This is a genomic window from Microbacterium sp. HA-8, from assembly GCF_046111165.1.
Lineage (GTDB): Bacteria > Actinomycetota > Actinomycetes > Actinomycetales > Microbacteriaceae > Microbacterium.
Window position 1 is genome coordinate 1,891,210 of record NZ_CP162025.1, and the last position, 17,487, is coordinate 1,908,696.

The 17,487-nt window shown below is 65.6% G+C and carries 15 protein-coding genes, 2 pseudogenes and 1 other annotated feature; of the genes and pseudogenes, 4 read left to right on the forward strand and 13 right to left on the reverse strand.

Going from position 1 to position 17,487, the window contains the following annotated elements; genetic code table 11:
* Together AB2L57_RS09020 and AB2L57_RS09025 are read right to left on the reverse strand one after the other, a co-directional pair.
* Positions 1-627: a hypothetical protein gene (locus AB2L57_RS09020; protein ID WP_409046863.1), complete on the reverse strand. Its 627-nt coding sequence runs from the start codon at positions 625-627 to the stop codon at positions 1-3.
* Positions 624-1,361 carry a DUF6994 family protein gene (locus AB2L57_RS09025; RefSeq protein ID WP_409046864.1) on the reverse strand — a complete coding sequence of 246 codons (738 nt, stop codon included), beginning with the start codon at positions 1,359-1,361 and terminating at the stop codon, positions 624-626. Before AB2L57_RS09025 ends, AB2L57_RS09020 begins: the two co-directional genes overlap by 4 nt.
* 205 nt (positions 1,362-1,566) lie before the next feature.
* Here AB2L57_RS09025 and AB2L57_RS09030 point away from each other — a divergent pair, with 205 nt between their 5' ends.
* Together AB2L57_RS09030 and AB2L57_RS09035 are read left to right on the forward strand one after the other, a co-directional pair.
* Entirely contained in the window at positions 1,567-2,007 is a 441-nt protein-coding gene (locus AB2L57_RS09030) for a 5' nucleotidase, NT5C type (protein ID WP_409046865.1), read from the forward strand.
* On the forward strand, positions 2,004-2,582 hold the full coding sequence (locus tag AB2L57_RS09035) for a phosphohydrolase (protein WP_409046866.1): 579 nt from the start codon (positions 2,004-2,006) through the stop codon (positions 2,580-2,582). The genes AB2L57_RS09030 and AB2L57_RS09035 overlap by 4 nt, the downstream gene beginning before the upstream one ends.
* On the opposite strand, the gene AB2L57_RS09040 is transcribed toward AB2L57_RS09035, so the two are convergent.
* The 3 genes from AB2L57_RS09040 to AB2L57_RS09050 all read right to left on the reverse strand — a co-directional run bounded on the left by AB2L57_RS09040 (position 2,569) and on the right by AB2L57_RS09050 (position 6,439).
* Complete coding sequence (locus tag AB2L57_RS09040; protein WP_409046867.1) at positions 2,569-3,483, reverse strand: hypothetical protein; 915 nt, start codon at positions 3,481-3,483, stop codon at positions 2,569-2,571. The genes AB2L57_RS09035 and AB2L57_RS09040 overlap by 14 nt on opposite strands.
* Positions 3,484-3,490: 7 nt before the next feature.
* Positions 3,491-4,906 carry a M48 family metallopeptidase gene (locus tag AB2L57_RS09045; RefSeq protein WP_409046868.1) on the reverse strand — a complete coding sequence of 472 codons (1,416 nt, stop codon included), beginning with the start codon at positions 4,904-4,906 and terminating at the stop codon, positions 3,491-3,493.
* 399 nt (positions 4,907-5,305) lie between these two features.
* Positions 5,306-6,439: a 3'-5' exonuclease gene (locus AB2L57_RS09050; RefSeq protein WP_409046869.1), complete on the reverse strand. Its 1,134-nt coding sequence runs from the start codon at positions 6,437-6,439 to the stop codon at positions 5,306-5,308.
* A gap of 172 nt (positions 6,440-6,611) precedes the next feature.
* Here AB2L57_RS09050 and AB2L57_RS09055 point away from each other — a divergent pair.
* Both AB2L57_RS09055 and AB2L57_RS09060 read left to right on the forward strand, forming a co-directional pair.
* Positions 6,612-7,876 (forward strand): IS3 family transposase gene (locus AB2L57_RS09055; RefSeq protein WP_409046870.1). Its coding sequence is split into 2 segments (ribosomal slippage): positions 6,612-6,903 and positions 6,903-7,876, totalling 1,266 coding nucleotides; the frame shifts between segments, so codons are not numbered across the junction.
* Positions 6,896-7,024 (forward strand) — a sequence feature (AL1L pseudoknot). Its footprint overlaps the gene before it by 129 nt.
* A 14-nt stretch (positions 7,877-7,890) precedes the next feature.
* Positions 7,891-8,919 (forward strand): annotated as a pseudogene (locus AB2L57_RS09060) (IS256 family transposase); the annotation flags it as partial.
* 232 nt (positions 8,920-9,151) lie between these two features.
* Here AB2L57_RS09060 and ltrA read toward each other — a convergent pair.
* From ltrA to AB2L57_RS09100, 8 genes and pseudogenes are all read right to left on the reverse strand, one after another.
* The gene (ltrA, locus tag AB2L57_RS09065; RefSeq protein ID WP_267189910.1) at positions 9,152-10,519 is read right to left on the reverse strand and encodes a group II intron reverse transcriptase/maturase; all 1,368 of its coding nucleotides are present in this window, start codon (positions 10,517-10,519) and stop codon (positions 9,152-9,154) included.
* A 602-nt stretch (positions 10,520-11,121) separates the two neighbouring features.
* On the reverse strand, positions 11,122-11,610 hold the full coding sequence (locus AB2L57_RS09070; protein WP_409046871.1) for an IS3 family transposase: 489 nt from the start codon (positions 11,608-11,610) through the stop codon (positions 11,122-11,124).
* Positions 11,607-11,900, reverse strand: a complete 294-nt coding sequence (locus AB2L57_RS09075; RefSeq protein WP_409046872.1) for a transposase — start codon at positions 11,898-11,900, stop codon at positions 11,607-11,609. Before AB2L57_RS09075 ends, AB2L57_RS09070 begins: the two co-directional genes overlap by 4 nt.
* 26 nt (positions 11,901-11,926) lie before the next feature.
* Complete coding sequence (locus AB2L57_RS09080; RefSeq protein ID WP_409046873.1) at positions 11,927-12,571, reverse strand: IS110 family transposase; 645 nt, start codon at positions 12,569-12,571, stop codon at positions 11,927-11,929.
* 191 nt (positions 12,572-12,762) lie between these two features.
* Positions 12,763-13,560: pseudogene (locus AB2L57_RS09085) on the reverse strand (IS256 family transposase); the annotation flags it as partial.
* Positions 13,561-13,762: 202 nt separating this feature from the next.
* Positions 13,763-14,788 (reverse strand): ABC transporter ATP-binding protein, encoded by a 1,026-nt coding sequence (locus AB2L57_RS09090; protein WP_409046874.1) that lies wholly within the window; start codon positions 14,786-14,788, stop codon positions 13,763-13,765.
* Positions 14,785-16,344 carry an ABC transporter permease gene (locus tag AB2L57_RS09095; RefSeq protein WP_409046875.1) on the reverse strand — a complete coding sequence of 520 codons (1,560 nt, stop codon included), beginning with the start codon at positions 16,342-16,344 and terminating at the stop codon, positions 14,785-14,787. The genes AB2L57_RS09090 and AB2L57_RS09095 overlap by 4 nt, the downstream gene beginning before the upstream one ends.
* Before the next feature lie 56 nt (positions 16,345-16,400).
* Positions 16,401-17,453 (reverse strand): iron ABC transporter substrate-binding protein, encoded by a 1,053-nt coding sequence (locus AB2L57_RS09100; RefSeq protein WP_409046876.1) that lies wholly within the window; start codon positions 17,451-17,453, stop codon positions 16,401-16,403.
* Positions 17,454-17,487: the final 34 nt, after the last annotated feature.

The window sequence follows — 17,487 nt, forward strand, 5'->3', positions numbered from 1 at the left end:
TCATTTGGTGAACTCGAACTTGACGGTGATCGCCGGGTCGACGCTGGCGATGATGCGCGAGTAAAAATCTCGAGCTGAGGCCGTCAGGGTTTCCTCGTACTTGGCGAGGTAATCGCGCTGTTCCTCCGCGTCCAGGATGCGGTTAACCATCTCGAGCTTGTCGATCCCGGGGGTGGTCCAGCTGAGCACGCCATTGTTTTCCGCGGCGACTTCAAAGCTCGGCTCGTCGTAACCAATGAAGACGAAAGCAGGAATCGACACCGTGAAAGAGTTTTCGCCTGTCTGCTCGATATCCACATCGCCGCCGTCGATCCCCAACTTCGCCTCGAATGCGTACCGGATGAATGTGACCCGCTCGGTTCCCGGTATCGCCACACCGAAAACGGTGCCGCTCTCCGCGCGGTCGACGATGCCTTCGATACCCAGACTGACGAGTGCAACTTCCTCCTGCTGCTTGACGGACTGAACGAGCTGCGAGTTCCTCTCCTCGGTATTGCTGCCGAAAAGTGGACCGAGCGCCAGGGCGTTCATTCCTCCGAACCCGAAGGCTGCAACGGTAGCCGCCAAGAAAAGAACGCTGACGAGAAGGATGGGCCACAACAGGACCTTCGCCCTGAAGAACATCACGGGGTTTCCGGCTCTCTCTCGGTTGAAATCTCGCGGCGGACACGCGCGAGTATGCGCTGGTTTCGCGCGGCGACGAATTCAAGCTGACGGTTCCGAAATTCCTCGTAGGAGGGAAGCGTGCTGGGCAGCACGGGTCCGGTGAATTCGTCGAACGGCCCGTAGAACTTCACGGTCCCGTCTTCGACGAGATCCTGCAGCAAGAAAAATTCCACGTACCCGGCAAAACTGCCGAACAAACTGAAGAAACCGCTATATGTCGCGAACGTTCCACTCAAGGGATGGGGTTCGCCCGCGTAGTGGCGCCGTATCGCTTCCAGGGTGAGATCGAATCGGTCACGGATGCGCGGATGAGTTCCGCGCGCCTGATTGATGGTCTGCTTGCCGTCTACTCGATTACGCGGAAAAACGAGCCGCCCGCCGATCGCGCCGCCGCGCAGATGCCAGAGCTGGTTCGATTCGGTACCCATGGCGGCATAGAAAGCCGGCAAGGCGCCTCGGCTCGAGTTGGCGAGGGTGTCGCTCGAAAGAACGAAGTCCCCGAGGGCAGACCGATGCCTGAGCACGCGCGCGGCACCGACCTTCTCTGGTGTGAGGTCGAAGACCTGTCCGTTCGGGAGTGGCTTGCTCCACAACCGCTGGTGATAGCTCTGCAGAAGCGGGCTGTACAGGTCTGGATCCCGGCGACCGGAGTCCTCTTGGAAGTCGGTCGTCACATCGATGGGGTCGTGGCTCACGGGCTCACGCTATCGGTTGGTTCAGACATTTCGGCGCGGCGAGTCGAACGTCCTCGTGAAGAGGCGAGCGCCCGCGACCTAGGGGCGAGCGGGCGACGATCAGGCTCTAGGAAAGTGACCATCGTCTATGCTCCCGAATATGTCTGCCACGTCGAGCGGAAGCGGAAGCGGGAGCGGAATGACGAAGAAGGTTCTGTACGTCGACATGGACAACACCCTGGTGGATTTCAGCTCAGGACTCGCTCGCATGCCCGACGCGCTGGCGCGCGACTTCGTGGGACATGAGGATGACATTCCCGGTGTCTTCGGTCTGATGGATCCGATGCCGGGCGCTATCGACTCATTTCATGCGCTTTCTGAGGTGTATGACACCTACATCCTCTCGACGGCGCCGTGGCACAATCCGACGGCGTGGAGCGACAAGATCGGCTGGGTACAGAGGTACCTCGGCGTCGACGCCGACGGTCCCGCGTACAAACGCCTGATCCTGTCGCATCACAAGCATCTGAATCGCGGTGAGTTCCTCGTCGACGACCGTCCGGGCCACAATGGAGCGGATCGCTTCGAGGGTGAGCTGATCGCTTTCGGATCCGCCGAATTCCCGGACTGGGACAGCGTCTCCGCGTACCTGCTGGATCGCGCATGACGGCGGTCATGCAGGAGGGCTGGAGTCACGGTCCTTTTGTCTCGCTCGATGAACCGGGCCGCGTCGAGCAGGTGTCTCGGGCGCAAGCGGTCGCCGTGATCGCACACCGAAGGCGCCGCGAATACGGCGAGCGCTTCATCCATCACGCCGCGAGGGTCGCTTCCGGGTTCGACCCGATGACGGAAACGTTGCAGCATTGCGCCGCCTGGCTCCACGCCGTCCTCGAGACCACCGACATCTCCGAGGAGGTGCTCTCGTTGGCCGGGGTGCATCCCGAGGTCATCGATGTCGTCCGTGTGCTGACGCGCCGGAAAGGCGAAGCGGATGACTACTACGAAAGGATCCGCAGCGATCCTGTCGCGCTCGCGGTCGCGTACGCCGCAATTGCGGACAACGCCAACCCGAGCCGTCTGGATGATCTCGACGCGGAGACCCGCGAGCGGATCAGCCACGAGTACGTCAGGGCGCTAGGGCTACTCAACCTGCCCGAGCCGGACCACTGGATGTCGGATACGGCCGGCGGGTATCAGGTCGGCAACGTCGGCAGATTCGGACCACTTTTCACCTACGGGTAGGCGACCGATTCTCGATTTCTCTGCGTAATCGGCCGACGCCGCACCGCGCGGTCGCGGCGAGCAGGGATGCCGGGCTTCCGGCGATCGGGCGTAGATCCCGACCGCCGAACAGCTCCAGGAGCTCGAAAAGGTCGAACGACTCGGCAGATCGCCTCTGTTCGACGGATCGGACGAGCACAGCCACGGCGTCGGCAAGCGACTCCGGTTCCGTCTCGTCTGAACGTGCATCGTCAAGCAGCGGGTCTCGGACGTGACGTTCGTCGCTGGGAAAGTGGATGCGTCCGCCCTCGTCAGCCACGATCGCGGGCTCCCCGTCGCGGAGGATCAGCCAAAGCGGCTCGTGCCAGAGCCCTTCCTGGCCCCGGCGGCCGGCACGGCGGGCCGTCGCGACAAGACCTTGGGCGTGCCAATCGATCGTCGGCTCGAGCGTAGGGAACTGCTCGCCGAGAGAATAGGCAGAGTGTGGGTCACTCTCTTCCGTAACGAACTTGGCGGTCGTTACGGACCACTCGTGGCCATCGGACTCCTCGATGTCGCGAGGCGCGACGACGGCGCTGATGAATGAGTAAACGGCGGACCTGGCGGTATGAAGCCCGTCCCCGGCGGCCGTCCAGGCCGCGGAGCCAGCGGAAGCGACGAGCTTGGAAAGTCCGTCGGCCTCGAGCTCGTTCCAGCTGACCGCTGTGATCCCGCCATAGGCGTCGCGCCAAACCGGACCGTCCTCGTCATCGAAGAACAGTGCCGCGCCATTCGGATCATCGTGCACGGCGAGGGTGGCGGAGCCGTCCGGCTCGACGAGAAGACTCACCGTGAGCAAGGGATACGCGCTCAAGATGCTGCCGATGAGGCGCCACGCAGACGACGCGAGTCGGGCCTCGCTCAGTCGGGGATCGATAGTCACGAAGTCCCTATCGCTGATGCGTCACGTGTGACGGAAGGGCGAGCGGGCGCCGTCCAATGTGGTCGGTGAGTCCGCGCTCGAGACTGGCAACGAGGCGCGCCCGAGATCCGCTCTGTTCGGCGAGAGCAAGGTCGAGGAATGCCTCCAGCCTCGCAGCGTCGCGACGGTGCACCCAGACCCCGCTGTGACGCTGTCGGTTCTGAACGGCGATCAGCAGAATCCTGCCTCCGTTCGCACCCGCGATCCACGTCGTGTCGTAGGTTTTCGCCCAGAGCCATTCGACTTTGCCGGTTGGCCCGGTGAAAACCGCACGCTCTGTCGTCAGGAGGAAAGCGCCGATTTCTCCCGCCGTCAGACCGGTCTCGCCTCGAACGGTTTTGGGCGAGATTCGCAGTGCGGGCATCGACACCCACAATTGTTCGCCGCGAGCCGGTGTGAAGGGGAGTGCGGACGGGAGGGGTTGGGGTTGCACCGTCCGGGCGAACTCCACGGCGCTCTGATGGTCTGCGGCTTCACGTTCCCACTGAGCGACCGCTGCCGACCGTCTGCTCTGTTCCGCTTGGGCGGGGCCGACGAGTCGTTCAAGTCTCGCAATCCGCTTCGCGGTGCTCGGATGGCTCGTAACCAGTCCTGAGTAGAAGGCGGATGCATAGGGTGGGACGATGCATCTGGCGGCCACCGTTACGGGAACGGTCCCAACCTCCCATCGTTCGCCCACCCTCGCCAGCTTTTCGAGCGCCCGCCCCAGAGCGAGGGGGTCCGGATGGGACTCGGCACAGAGTCGGTCGGCCGCATACTCGCGCGAGCGTTGCCCGGCACAGATAAGGAGGTATGCGGCGCCCGAGCCGACAGCCACGAGCCCCGCCCCGAAGGCTGCTCCGGCCTCGGCGTCGTCGCGTCGTCGCGCGCCGGCTGACAAGGCCAGGGCGCAGCCCACAGCGAAGAAGAAGAAGATCACCATCAGCGAGCGACGCACCGCGTCGAAGAAGAGCATGTACGCGACATCACGGTTCTTGATGTGACCCACTTCGTGAGCGACGACCGCGCTGAGCTCATCCTCGGTGAGAGCGTCGATCGCGCCTTGGAACACACAGATGTAGCCGCCTGCGCGATCATTACTTGCGAATGCGTTTCCGACGGGCGACGGACTGACGTAGACGTCTGGGGCGGGGATGCCCATCGTCGCGGCATATGTCTTGACCTGGGCGATCATTGTCGCGTGACGTGCCGGATCAGCGGGGCGCGCGCTCACCGGCTCCAGCGATCGCCGACGGTCGAGCAGCAGCCAGCTGAAGAAAATGATCCCCACGGGCAGGAGAAGCCACCATGGCGAGAGCGCGCCGGCGATCAGTACGAAAGTCAGCAATGCGAGGGCGATCGAGAGAATGCTGCCCGTGCCCCATCGCGCACGCACGGCGGTCACGTTGTCTCGCCGCTGCCGCTTCGGGGGGCGCGATCGTTTGATCTCCGACGGCGCCTGTTCCTGTAGGGCACGATAGTCTCGGCGGCGCATGGGCGCGTCGGCGGGTGACAGGTCCGTCGCCGCAGACGAATCGGTGCCTCCCTTGGTCGGACCGCGGCGCGCGTCCGGCGCGGGTGCGTTCATCGTTGACCCGGGAGTCGTGGTCGACTCGGCGCGCTCGATCTCGGCCCACCACCATTCGTCATGCACCCTCCCTGATTCAGAAGGGTAACGGGTGTATCGCCAAGAACCGGTGTCGGAAACTTCAAGAACCACCTGCTGTGAGGACCGCAGCTGGTTTTAGCAGCCGTGGTGGACGTGCGGCCCATCACGGCACCCGGTCCGGCCAAGGCTCGGTGATCAAGCCCCGCCGACCAGCAGCTGGGACGGCTTGCCGGCCCACGTCACGACCAGCTCGTCTCGCGCACGGCTAGCCGCGACGTACAGCAGCGACCTCTCCTGCAGAAGCTTGTCAGGCATGTCTTCCTGAGCAACGTCCTTGTAGAAGTACATGTTCGGAATTGCGCCCTCGGACACGTCGTAGAGGAGAACCCGCGAGAACTCCATTCCCTTCGCGCTGTGCATAGTCATGCACACAACCCGGCCATCCACGATGTCGTCGACGTCTTTGGCCGCAGTGGCTTTCACATCTCCCACGCTCAAAAGACGCGCAACATGATCGCGCAGCTTCTGGGAGCGGGCGAGTACAGCGATTGTTTCGGGCTTCGCACCTTCGTCGAGCCACGCGGTGACGGTGGCTTCGACGGCCGAGTCCTGGTCCGCCCGACTCTTCGAGGCCACCGCCCGCGGAGCGGGTCCCCGTCGCGACGAACGATACGCTCCACCTGACTCCACGGTCTCCTCGGCATCGACGTACTCAGCTCCAGAAAGCACCCCGAGCGCGTATCCGAGGTTCTGCTGAGTGGTGCGGTAGTTGAGCGTCAGACGCCGCGACCTACCGGTGACCTTGATGTCGTACCGGGACAGAACCACACGCTGCCCATAGATCCGCTGATGCGTGTCGTCCGCAATGAAGAGATCGTTCTGCCCATCCGGCACCAGCGCCCGCAAAAGCTGCCACTGCGAGGGGCTGAGGTCTTGGGCCTCGTCGATTAGCACGTGGTCGGCAACCTTCGCTGCGGATGCGGCGTTCAGGTAGGCGGCCGCTACCTGTGCAATTTCCGCGTAGCTCAAGCTGCCATTGCGGCGGGCAGCTTGACGATAAGCCTGCACGACCGACCAGACGGCGTCCCTCTTCCGCCTGTCGAGGGAGACACCGCGCCCAGGCCGACGCGCGGCGAAGTACTGCTCCCGAGTGTGAAGCTGGTTGGGGAGGATGATCTGCAAATATTCCGCACTCATGAACGTCACGTTGCGTGCCGCATCCGGGACATCATCGCCCGCCTGGTCCAGCGCCTCAGACCAGCCATCGTCGGTGGACGCGACGCGCTTGACAGATTCGAGGGGCGCGCCGAATACGGAGGATGCGGCCATGTTGAAGGCAGAGCCCGCGGCGGTGCGTACGGACGCCGCGATGGCGTCGATTGTGGAGTTTGGCGCTTTTTGGCGGTGTTATGTGATCGTTTCGTGTCGCTAGTTGCCGATGACAAGGATTGAATCGCCCCGGTTTTGATGGAGGGTCTGATTCCCCGAGAGGATGATGACTATGCCAGCACTGAGGAAGTATCCGCCGGAGCTTCGCGAACGTGCGATGCGGCTTGTTGCCGAGGCCAGGAAGGAAGATCCGGAGCTGTCGCTGAACGCGGCGGTGACCCGGATCGGGCAGCGTGTCGGGGTGAACCCGGATACGTTGCGGGGCTGGTGCAAGCAGGCGTCGATCGACGCGGGCGAACGCCCAGGCACGACGACGAGCGATGCTGCTCGGATCAAGCAACTGGAGGCGGAGAACCGTGAGCTCAAGCGTGCCAACGAGATTCTGTTGGCGGCGTCCTCGTTCTTCGCGCGGGAGCTCGACCCGCGACTGCCGTGGTAGTTCAGTTCATCGACGATCATCGTGACCGGTTCGGGGTCGAGCCGATCTGCCGCGTGCTCACCGAGCACGGCGTGCCGATCGCCCCGTCCGGCTACTACGCATTCAAGAAGCGCCCACCGTCCCGGCGCGCCGTGCGGGATGCGGAGTGGATCCTCGAGATCGAACGGGTGTTCTGGGACCGGTCGCTCGGTCGCGGGATTAGTGGCGCTCGTAAGATCTGGCGCCTCCTCAAACGTGAAGGTGTCATCGTGGCCCGCTGCACGGTCGAGCGCCTCATGCGTCAGCAGGGGCTGCGCGGGATCCGCCGGGGGAAGCAGTTTGTCACCACGAAGGCCGACGGTGCCGCGTTCCGGCCCGCGGATCACGTGCAACGCTGCTTCCGCGCGGATCGTCCGAACGAGCTTTGGGTGGTCGACTTCACGTATGTTCCAACGTGGTCGGGGATGGCGTTCACCGCGTTCGTGACCGACGTCTACTCCCGCCGGATCGTGGGGTGGCGCACGATGGACCGGATGCCCACCGACCTGCCCTTGGACGCGCTGGAGATGGCGCTCTGGATCCGCGACCGCGCGGGGCACGACGTCACCGGCGTCATCCAGCATTCCGATGCCGGAGCTCAATACACCGCTTTGCGCTACTCCGAGCGGCTCGCCGACGTCGGTGCGATCGCATCGATTGGAACCGTGGGTGATTCGTTCGACAACGCCCTCGCAGAGACGGTCGTGGGGCTCTACAAGACGGAGTGCGTGAAGATCGATGGCCCGTTCCGCACCGTCGATGAGCTCGAACTGGCGACGCTGTCCTGGGTCCACTGGTTCAACGAGAGCCGACTGCACTCCTCGATCGGATACCTCACGCCGGTCGAGAAGGAGAACGAGTACTACCGTGAGATGAACCCCCAGCACCAGCCGGCGCTGGGAGAACTCGCCCTCCACTAAACCCGGGGCGATTCACGATCGACGTCGCGATCCCGAAGCTACGGCAAGGCACCTACTTCCCCGAGTGGTTGCTCGAGCGCCGCAAACGCGCGGAGTCCGCGTTGATCACCGTGATCGCGGACTGCTACCTCGCCGGGGTCAGCACCCGGCGGATGGACAAACTCGTGAAGACCCTCGGCATCCATTCCCTCTCCAAATCCCAAGTGTCCCGGATGGCGGCGGACCTCGACCAGCACGTCGACCAGTTCCGCCACCGCCCCCTGGGTGACGCGGGCCCGTTCACGTTCGTCGCCGCTGACGCGCTCACCATGAAGGTCCGTGAGGGTGGCCGGGTGATAGGTGCCGTGGTGTTGATCGCGACCGGCGTCAACGCCGACGGACGCCGCGAGGTCCTTGGGCTGCGCGTGGCGACCAGTGAGACCGGGGCTGCGTGGAACAGCTTCTTCGCCGATCTCGTCGCCCGCGGACTTTCCGGAGTGCGCCTGGTCACCAGCGACGCGCACGCCGGGCTCGTCGAGGCGGCCGCCGCGAACCTGCCCGGCGCCACGTGGCAGCGATGCCGCACGCATTACGCGGCGAACTTGATGAGCGTGACACCGAAGAGCATGTGGCCGGCGGTCAAAGCGATGCTGCACTCCGTCTACGACCAGCCCGACGCGGCCGCCGTGCATGCTCAGTTCGACCGGCTGCTGGACTACGTCGACGGCAAGCTCCCCGACGCGCACGAGCACCTCGACAATGCGAGAGCGGACATCCTCGCGTTCACCGGGTTCCCCGAAGGGCTCTGGCAACAGATCTGGTCCAACAACCCCAACGAGAGGTTGAACAGGGAGATCCGCCGCCGCACGGACAGCGTCGGCATTTTTCCCAACCGCGATGCGATCACTCGGCTCGTCGGCGCCGTCCTCGCCGAGCAGACCGACGAATGGGCCGAAGGCCGCCGCTATCTCGGCCTCGACATCCTCGCCAAGTCCCGCCTCGCCCTCGTTCCCGACACCGGACCCGAGGAGGTGACCGACACCATCCTCGAACTCAGCGCCTAACCGAAATCAACATCCGAAGGATCACCGACCGCTACACCACTCCCAGGGGCTTGACCCGATACGGCCGCTGAACACGTCCTTCACCGCACACAAGTACAACTTCCCCTCCGCGGTGCGGTGCTCGGTGTAGGGTCGGCCAGCAGCGCCCTGTCTGGCTTGCGCCGGGTGGGTTTCTGCTGGCCGCCCTCCGAACCGGACGTGCCCATTCCTGAGCATCCGGCTCTCCATGCGATCACGCCGTGACGCTCGCCCAGGGGTTCGGGATGCGGGTTCCTCGGTAGCGGTAGCGGGTCACGGGGACCTGCCAGGCACGGAAGAACTCGATCCCCTCGGCGCGGATCTGCCACCGGGGCAGGTGCCGTCTGACGAGGGTGCGCATATTCAGCTTCGGGTGCCGCTTCTTCAGCCAGCCCACGATCCGCCAGAAGGCGAAGTGATCGATGACGGTGAAGACGCGTTTGACCACGCCGTGCTGGAAGTAGGCGCACCAGCCCCGCAGCGCCGGGTTGAGGCGGCGCAGCAGGTCGGCGAGCGTTCGATGGGATGCCCGGCGGGTCAGCGTCCGCACCTTGTCCCGGATGGAAGCCAGCGACTTCCGTGACGGGTAGGTGTAGATCGCGGTCTTCCCGCCATGACCTCTGATCCGGCGGCGCTGGATGCGCCACCCGAGGAAGTCGAACCCGGTGTCTATGTGCGTGACCGTCGTCTTCTCGACCGACAGGCGCAAACCCATCGGCGCGAGCACGGTGGCTGTTTCGTCCCAGAGCGCTTCGGCATCCTCGCGGGTGCCGCGGACGAGGACGACGAAGTCGTCCGCGTAGCGGACCAGCTTCATCGTCGCGCCCCCGGCGCGTTGATGCTTCGTGCGCGACCATTGCGGGCCGAGCATGTCCCACTTGCGTTGGAAGTGCTCGTCCACCACGGACAGGGCGATGTTCGCCAGCAGTGGCGACAAGATCCCGCCTTGCGGGGTGCCGGTGAACGTGTCCCTGTTCACGCCGTCCTCACTGAGGACGCCCGCTCTCAGGAACCCGCGGACCAGACGCAACACACGCTTGTCGACGACCCGCGCCCTGACGCGCTGCATGAGCGCGTCGTGGTCGATCTCGTCGAAACACGCGGTGATATCCGCTTCGAACACCTGCACGTAGCCACGTGAGGCGTAGTAGTGGATCTCCGCGATCGCGTCCTGCGCCCGCCTGCGCGGCCGGAACCCGTACGAGGACGGCTGGAAGTCGGCCTCGAAGATCGGTTCCAGCACCAGCTTCAAAGAGGCCTGAACGATCCGGTCCGTCATCGTCGGAATCCCGAGCTTGCGGACCTTGCCGTTCGCTTTCGGGATCGACTTCTGACGCACCCGCTCTGGGACGAACTCGCCGTGCTTCACGCTCTCGCGCAGCTCGGCGAGCATCCCGTGCACCTTCTCCGGCGGGACGGATCGCGGGGCGATTCCGTCGACTCCGGCGGTGCGGCCTCCCTTGTTGCCCGCCACCCGGCTCCACGCCGCAACGAGGAACCCGGGGTCATAGACCAGGTTGAACACATCATCGAAGCGACGACCGGGGTCGGTCGTCGCCCATTGGTGCAGTTTCGTCTGCATTCTCAGTACCCGCGCCCACGCCTCCTGAGTATCGGCTGGCCACGGAACATCCGCATTCACGGTTGTGTCTCCCTTACTGCTTGTCGATCCTGCGATCACACTGGACCCCTTCGCCATGCGGCCGGCTTTCCCGGCCTCGGACTACTACGGGCCCTCCGTCCCATCCCGGCCCGATCAGCAGGCCGTGCGCTCAGCCCTCGGTGTCGTCGCTGGCGGCGACGCACCTCCGGCGAGGCCGGGATAGTTCCCACGTTCACTCTCGAACCCTTCGACGGGATCGGCACCCAGTTATGCCCCAGCATCCTCGCCACGGCTACGCCGCAGGCTTTCACCGTGGCCTCCCGACCGGCGACATCACCCAGCCCAGGAGTTCCCCTCACCGCCGAAGCCGTGAAGGTGCGCGATGCAACCCGACCCGCATCCGCCAGGTTGGAGTCGGTGGTCTCGTATTGAGAGGCTTTCAGCCACTGGTTCCTATCCGTATGCCTCTCCGTCTCGCTAGCCGAGCCCGCACCATCTGGCAGTTCTGGCACGACTCGTCGTTGTCGAGGACTGCTCCACCCAACCCGCTCACGCCAACGGGCCAGATCGTCCTCCAGCTATCACACGCCTGCTGCGACAGGCGCCGAGCGGTGTCCTTTCACCACCGCAAGGTTCAAGAGCGCCTCGTGGCGCTCGATGTCGGTGAGCCACAACAGGTTCGGTGCATCGGCGGTGAAGTCCCGCATCACGTGATCATCGTGCACCGCAGGTCCCGGCCGGCGGTGCTTCTTGCGGCCTTTGCGAGGGTGCGCAGCCGAGAACATGCCTTCCTGCGAGCACACCCGCCACACCCGCCGCTCCGACACCTCCCACCCGTCATCAATGAGCTCATCCGCGATGAACCGGTACCCCTGGCAACGGTCCTCGTCCCATACATCACGGGCCGCGTTGATCAGATATGCCTCCTCAAAGTCACGATCACTGATCGGATCGCGTCGCCACTGGTAATACGCCTGCTTACTGAAGCCCAGCACCCGGCACGCCACCGTCACCGGCACGCGCACAGAGGCACCGGGTGAGGCCATCTCTTGGACGAGCGGGTAGATCATTTTGGGGACGTGATGTGAATCTGGGACAAGTACGCCGCTGCGCGCCTGAGCACCTCGTTCTCTTGCTCGAGGAGCCGGTTCCGGCGCATCAACTCACGAATCTGGGCGTCCTCGGCAGCAGACACATCACCGGCCGCGGGCAGACCCCGATCAGCCCGGTCAGCATCCGTCACCCACTTCGATAACGCTGACTTCGACACCCCAAGATCACGACACACCTCACGCTGGGACGCACCCTGACGCACCATCGAAACCGCGTCGCGCCTGAACTCTTCTGAATACCTCATCATTGATCATTCTCTCCAACCCCACCCCCTCACGAGGATGGACAGGAGTCAACCAAACCTTCAGCATTCCCCATCCTCGTGGTCTTCACTCGGGACGCGTTCGCCGGTGTCGGGTAGTCCGTGACGAACGACAGCGTGATCTGCCGGTCGACGGACGAGAACAGCCTCACCGGCGCGGGGTGGTACGCCTCGAGGATCATCCGCAGCTGACTCTCGGTCGCCTGCTGCGTTTCCAGAAGCCGGTCCCTGTCACGGGTGAGTGCTTTGATCTCCGCGAGGAGCGGCGATGGGACAGACAATGGGCGCCAGCGCGCGTGGTCGAACCGGAGCGTGTCCGCGAGCACGAACGCGTCGAACCGGTCATCCTTGACTGCGGCGACCTTGTAGCGCTCGCGCGCGCGAGCGGAGATCCGCGGGGACACGGGGAACACCGCGTGCCCGGCCGCTTGGAGATGCTCGACGAGGAGACCTTCGGAGCGTTCGATCGCGATTGGAACCTGGGCGCCGAAGCCGTTCAGATGGTGGTCGAGTTGGCGGAGTCCGTCGACGTCGTGACTGACACGAGTCTCGAGCAGCCGCTTCCCGTCTGGCGCGACAACGCAGAGTTGATGGTTGTCACCGCCCCAGTCGACGCCGGCGAACACCGGCCAAGTCCGTTGGATGGGGTCTTGCATGAGTGCTTCTCCTTCGAAGACGGGTTCACCTCGTGACGAATCCCGCTGGACGCTCACTCAGGTGCTCCCGAACTCGGGGCACGACTCCCACTAGCCAGTCGGAATCCGCCACCGCCGGGAGGGACAGGTCTGCCGCTGGACCTCGAAGGTCACGCTGCCAAGGTCCTCTCCCGACGGTGAGGATGAACCAGCGGGACGATCCCGCCACTACCTATGTTGACGAGTGATCGCTGCCAGGCAGTGCCGGGCAGGTTCGCTGCGATCGCCTCGACCAGTCCCGGGTGGGCGTCGCTGGTGACCAGGCGGGCCCCGGTGAGGCCACGGGCGACAAGGTCGGCGAAGAAGGTGTTCCAGGCTGCACCGGTCTCAGAGGTGGCAACTTTCAGGCCGAGGACTTCGCGGCGTCCGTCGTCGTTGACGCCGGTGGCCACCAGCACCACAGCATTGATCACTCGGCCGCCTTCGCGGACCTTCATCGTGAGCGCGTCGGCGGCCACGAAAGTGAACGGCCCGGCTTCATTCAGCGGGCGGTTGCGGAACTGGTCGACGTGCTCATCGAGCTCGGCCGCCATCCGAGAGACCTGCGACTTGGATAGCGCGTGAATCCCCAAGGTCTTCACGAGCTTGTCCATCCGGCGAGTCGAGACGCCAGCCAAGTAGCAGTCGGCCACGACGGTGATCAACGCCGATTCGGCACGCTTGCGGCGCTCCACCAGCCACTCCGGGAAGTAGGTGCCCTGGCGCAGCTTCGGGATCGCCACGTCGATGGTCCCGACCCGGGTATCCAGCTCGCGGTGCCGGTAGCCATTGCGCTGCGCGAGACGGCCCGGGGTGGGCTTACCCCACTCCGCACCGACCACGGCATCCACGTCGGCGGACAACAGCGCGTTGATCATCGTCTGCAGCAAGTTACGCATCAAATCCGGCGACGCATCGGTGAGGGCTTCTGCAAGCAGGCCAGCAGGGTCGACAATGTGGGGAGCGGTCATCGTGATGACTCCATTCGAGTGAGAAGTAGAGAGCTTTCTCGAAGGATCACACGGTGACCGCACTCACGACGTGAGCGACGAGCCGATCACCGGGCTACACCACGCTACGGGGCACTACTTTCATCGCCGCCATGCGAAGAAGCCGATCTTCTGCGTCGCAGCGGTATGCAGTCTTATCATCCGCGGAAAAGTCTCCACCGCGTCAGAGGTAAGCGAGGGCCGGTCGCCGTACCGAAACGCGCACACGGTCTCCGGGTTCTGGCAGGTCGGGCGCGGCCAACCGTGAGCGCACGCGAGCGCCGCCGTCGAGTTCGAGGGTCACGAGCGCGTCGTGACCCGCATAACCGATCGAGATAACGGTGGCGTTCGCGCCATCCAGATGCACTGTCAACCATTCGGGGCGCAGCACGATGCGAACCCCATCTCCATCGCTAATCCCCCCGTCGAGAAGAACCGCGTCGAGACCTCCGAGTGCGCACTGCGCCTCCCCCTCTCGCCAGTATCCCGAAAACTCGACGGTGTCGCCGACAAAGCGCGCAACCCACGGCGTGGCCGGCCGCTCGTACACCTCGACGGGCGATCCCCACTGCAGGATGCGGCCGCCCATCATCACCGCGATGTGATCCGCGAGCGACAACGCCTCCTCCTGGTCGTGGGTGACCAGCAGCGCGGTGGAGTCCTGGCTGCGCAGTAGCTCGGCGACCTCCGCACGCAGTGCCGTACGAAGCATCGGATCAAGTGCGGCGAATGGTTCGTCGAGCAGCACGACGTCTGGCCGCGGGGCCAGCGCCCGGGCGAGGGAGACACGCTGCGCCTGCCCGCCGGAGAGCTGTGAGGGAGCCCGGCCGATGTGGTCGGCGAGCCCGACGAGCTCGGCGAGCTCGGCGATGCGCTCCGTGCGAGCGCGACCCTTGGGCAACCCGAACCCGATGTTGTCGCCGACGCTCAGGTGCGGGAACAGCGAGGCGTCCTGCGGCACCCAGCCGATGCCGCGCTTCTCGGGGGCGATGCGTCTCGTTGCCGTGGAGAGTTCGCGATCGCCGACACGGATGCTGCCCCCCGCCACCGGAAGCAGCCCGGCGATGGAGCGCAGCAGCGTGGTCTTGCCGCATCCGCTCGGCCCCAGCACGGCGACGATCCCCCCGTGCGGGATCTGGAGGTCCACCCCGTCGAGCACCGTCTGGGAGCCGTAGTTGACGCGCAATCCGTCTACGGTGACCCAGCTCACTCTTCCTCCTTCGCGAAACCCCGGATGCCTGACAACACGAATGCGGGCACGGCGGCCAGCAGCACGAGCGCGGCGGCGTAGGGCGCCGCACTGCCGAACTCGAGCACTGCTGTGCGGTTCCACAGCTCAACGGCGAGGGTTGAGATCCCGGTGGGACGCAGCAACAGGGTCGCAGGCAATTCTTTCATGATCGCGATGCCGACGAGTAGCGCACCGACCCCGATCGCGGGCGCCGCTATGCGCCCGATGACGCGCCACCAGGTGGCGAGGGGCGAGAGCCCGAGCGACCGGGAGACGTCGATGAGGCCCTCCGGCACGGCCGCGAGCCCGCTGCGCGCCGAGCCGATCGCCTTCGACATGAACAGCACGCAGTAGGCGAAGACCAGCATGACGACGGTCTGGTAGAGCGTGGGCAGCACGGCGAGGGAGAAGAACACGAGGGAGAGCCCGACGACGATGCCCGGCAGCGCGTGACCGAGGTAGCCGACGGATTCGATCGCGTTCACGATCCGTCCGCGGTAGCGCGCGGCGAGCACCGCGATCGGCAGCGCGAGGATGACCGCCACGAACGCGCCGGCGACCGCGAGCCCGAGTGTCGCACCGATCGCGCCGAGCAGCCGGGGCACGTCGATGCCGCGGATCGTCTCGGCCTCGATGAGCTTCGAGACGAGTCCGGCGACGGGAACGAACACGCCGCCGACCGGTGAGGCGAGCACGAGCACCGCCACCACCGGGAGCCAGCGCCGGCGCACGGTGTGCATCGGCACGGTGCGGGTCGCCGTCGCCGTGACCTGCCCCCTGGTCTTGCGCTCCCCCGCGACGACTGTGAGGGCGAGCACGACGAGCACAAGCGCGAGCAGTGCGGCCTGATTGCGGTCGAAGCTCGCCCCGTATGCCGAGTTGATGCCCCACGTGAGCGTCTGGAAACGCAGCATCGACACGGCCCCGAAGTCGGAGAGCGTGTAGAGCGCCACGAGCAGTGCGCCCGCCGTCGCCGCGGGCCGCACACGCGGCCAGGTCGCGGCACGGAAGGCGCCGACGGGTCCGCTCCCGAGGGTGCGCGCCACCGCCTCGAGGTCTCCGGATGCGCCGCGCAGCGCCGCCGCCACCGGCAGCGCGACGTACGGCAGGCACACGGCCGTCATGACGAGCCAGCTCGCGAAAAAGCCGTTGAACGACGGGATGGCGACCATCCAGCCGTACGCGGCCAGGTATGACGGCACGGCGAGCGGCAGGGCCGTCACGAGCAGCCAGGTGGGACCTCCCGGCATCCGGATGCGGCTGATCACCCACGCGACGGCCGTGCCGAGCACGAGGCACGACGCGGTGACGGCGACCGCGAGCCCCACCGAGTTGAGGGTGAGGCGCAGCACGCGCTCTCGCAGGAGGGTGTCGACCAGTTCGGCGAGACCGGCATCCGCGGCGCGCACGACGAGGTAGACGAGCGGTATCGCGGCCACGGATGCGCAGAGCGCCGCGACCACGAGCAGCCACGGCGGCGCACCGGCAGCGGGACGGGGCGCCGTGCGCCTCCGCCCCGCCTTCAGCAGCGTCATGAGTCCACCACGGTCAGGGTGTCATGGGTCTAGCGTCATGCTGGCAGTCGTCATGGCTAGATGAGGCCGTGCTTCGCGAGCAACGCCTGGGTGGCCTCGAGGCTCTCGAGGTCGGCGAGGTCGAGGTCGGGGTTGACGAGGCTCTCGAGCGCCGGCAGGCCCTCGGGCGCGTCAACGCCGGCGACAAACGGGTACTCGAAGGTCTCCTCGACGAAGTACTTCTGGGCGTCGGCAGAGACGAGGAACTCGATGAACTCGAGCGCGTCGGCGTCGGTCGCCCCCGCGCTGAGCAGTCCGGCCCCGGTCACGTTCACGATCGAGCCGGCGTCTCCCGCCGCAGGATAGGCGAGCTGTGCGCGCATGTTCGCCTCGCCGGCTTCGGCGGCCTGCCGGAACCAGTAGTAGTGGTTGATGAGGCCGGCGTCGATCACTCCCTCGCCGACGGCGGTGAGGATCGCGCCGTTGTTCTCGAACAGCTGCGGGTCGTTGGCGACGATCCCGGCGAGCCACTCGTCGGCGGCGGCCTCGCCGTTCAGCACGCGATACGCGGTGATGAACGACTGGAAACTGGCATTCGTCGGTGCGATACCGAACCTGCCCGACCACTCGGGATCGGTGAACGCGTCGACGCTTGCGGGCATCTCCTCGGGCGTGAACTCATCGCCATCGTAGACGATGACGCGGGCGCGTCCGGTGACGCCGACCCACGAGTCGTCGGTCGAGGTGAAGCCCGCAGGCACGCGGTCGGTGATCTCTGCCGGCAACGGGGCGAACAGGCCCGCGTTGGCAAGCGCGCCGAGCGCGCCGGCATCCTGCGACAGGAAGGCGTGGGCGGGGGTGCGCTCGCCCTCCTCGAGGAGCAACGCGCCGAGCTCGGCCGTGTTGCCGTATCGCACGTCCACCGTGATGCCGGTCTGCTGCTCGAAGATGTCGATGAGCGGTTGCACGAGGGTCTCGCTGCGGCCCGAGTAGAGCGTGAACGTGCCGTCACTCACGAGCTCGTCGCCCGCGGGTTCGGGGCTGTCGGCCGGGGTGGTGCTGCATCCGGCGAGGAGGATGGCTGCGGTTGCGGTCAGCGCGATCAGACGGGTGTTGCGGGTGCGGCGCATGTGTGGCTCCGAGGAGGTCGAGGGAAAGGTGCTT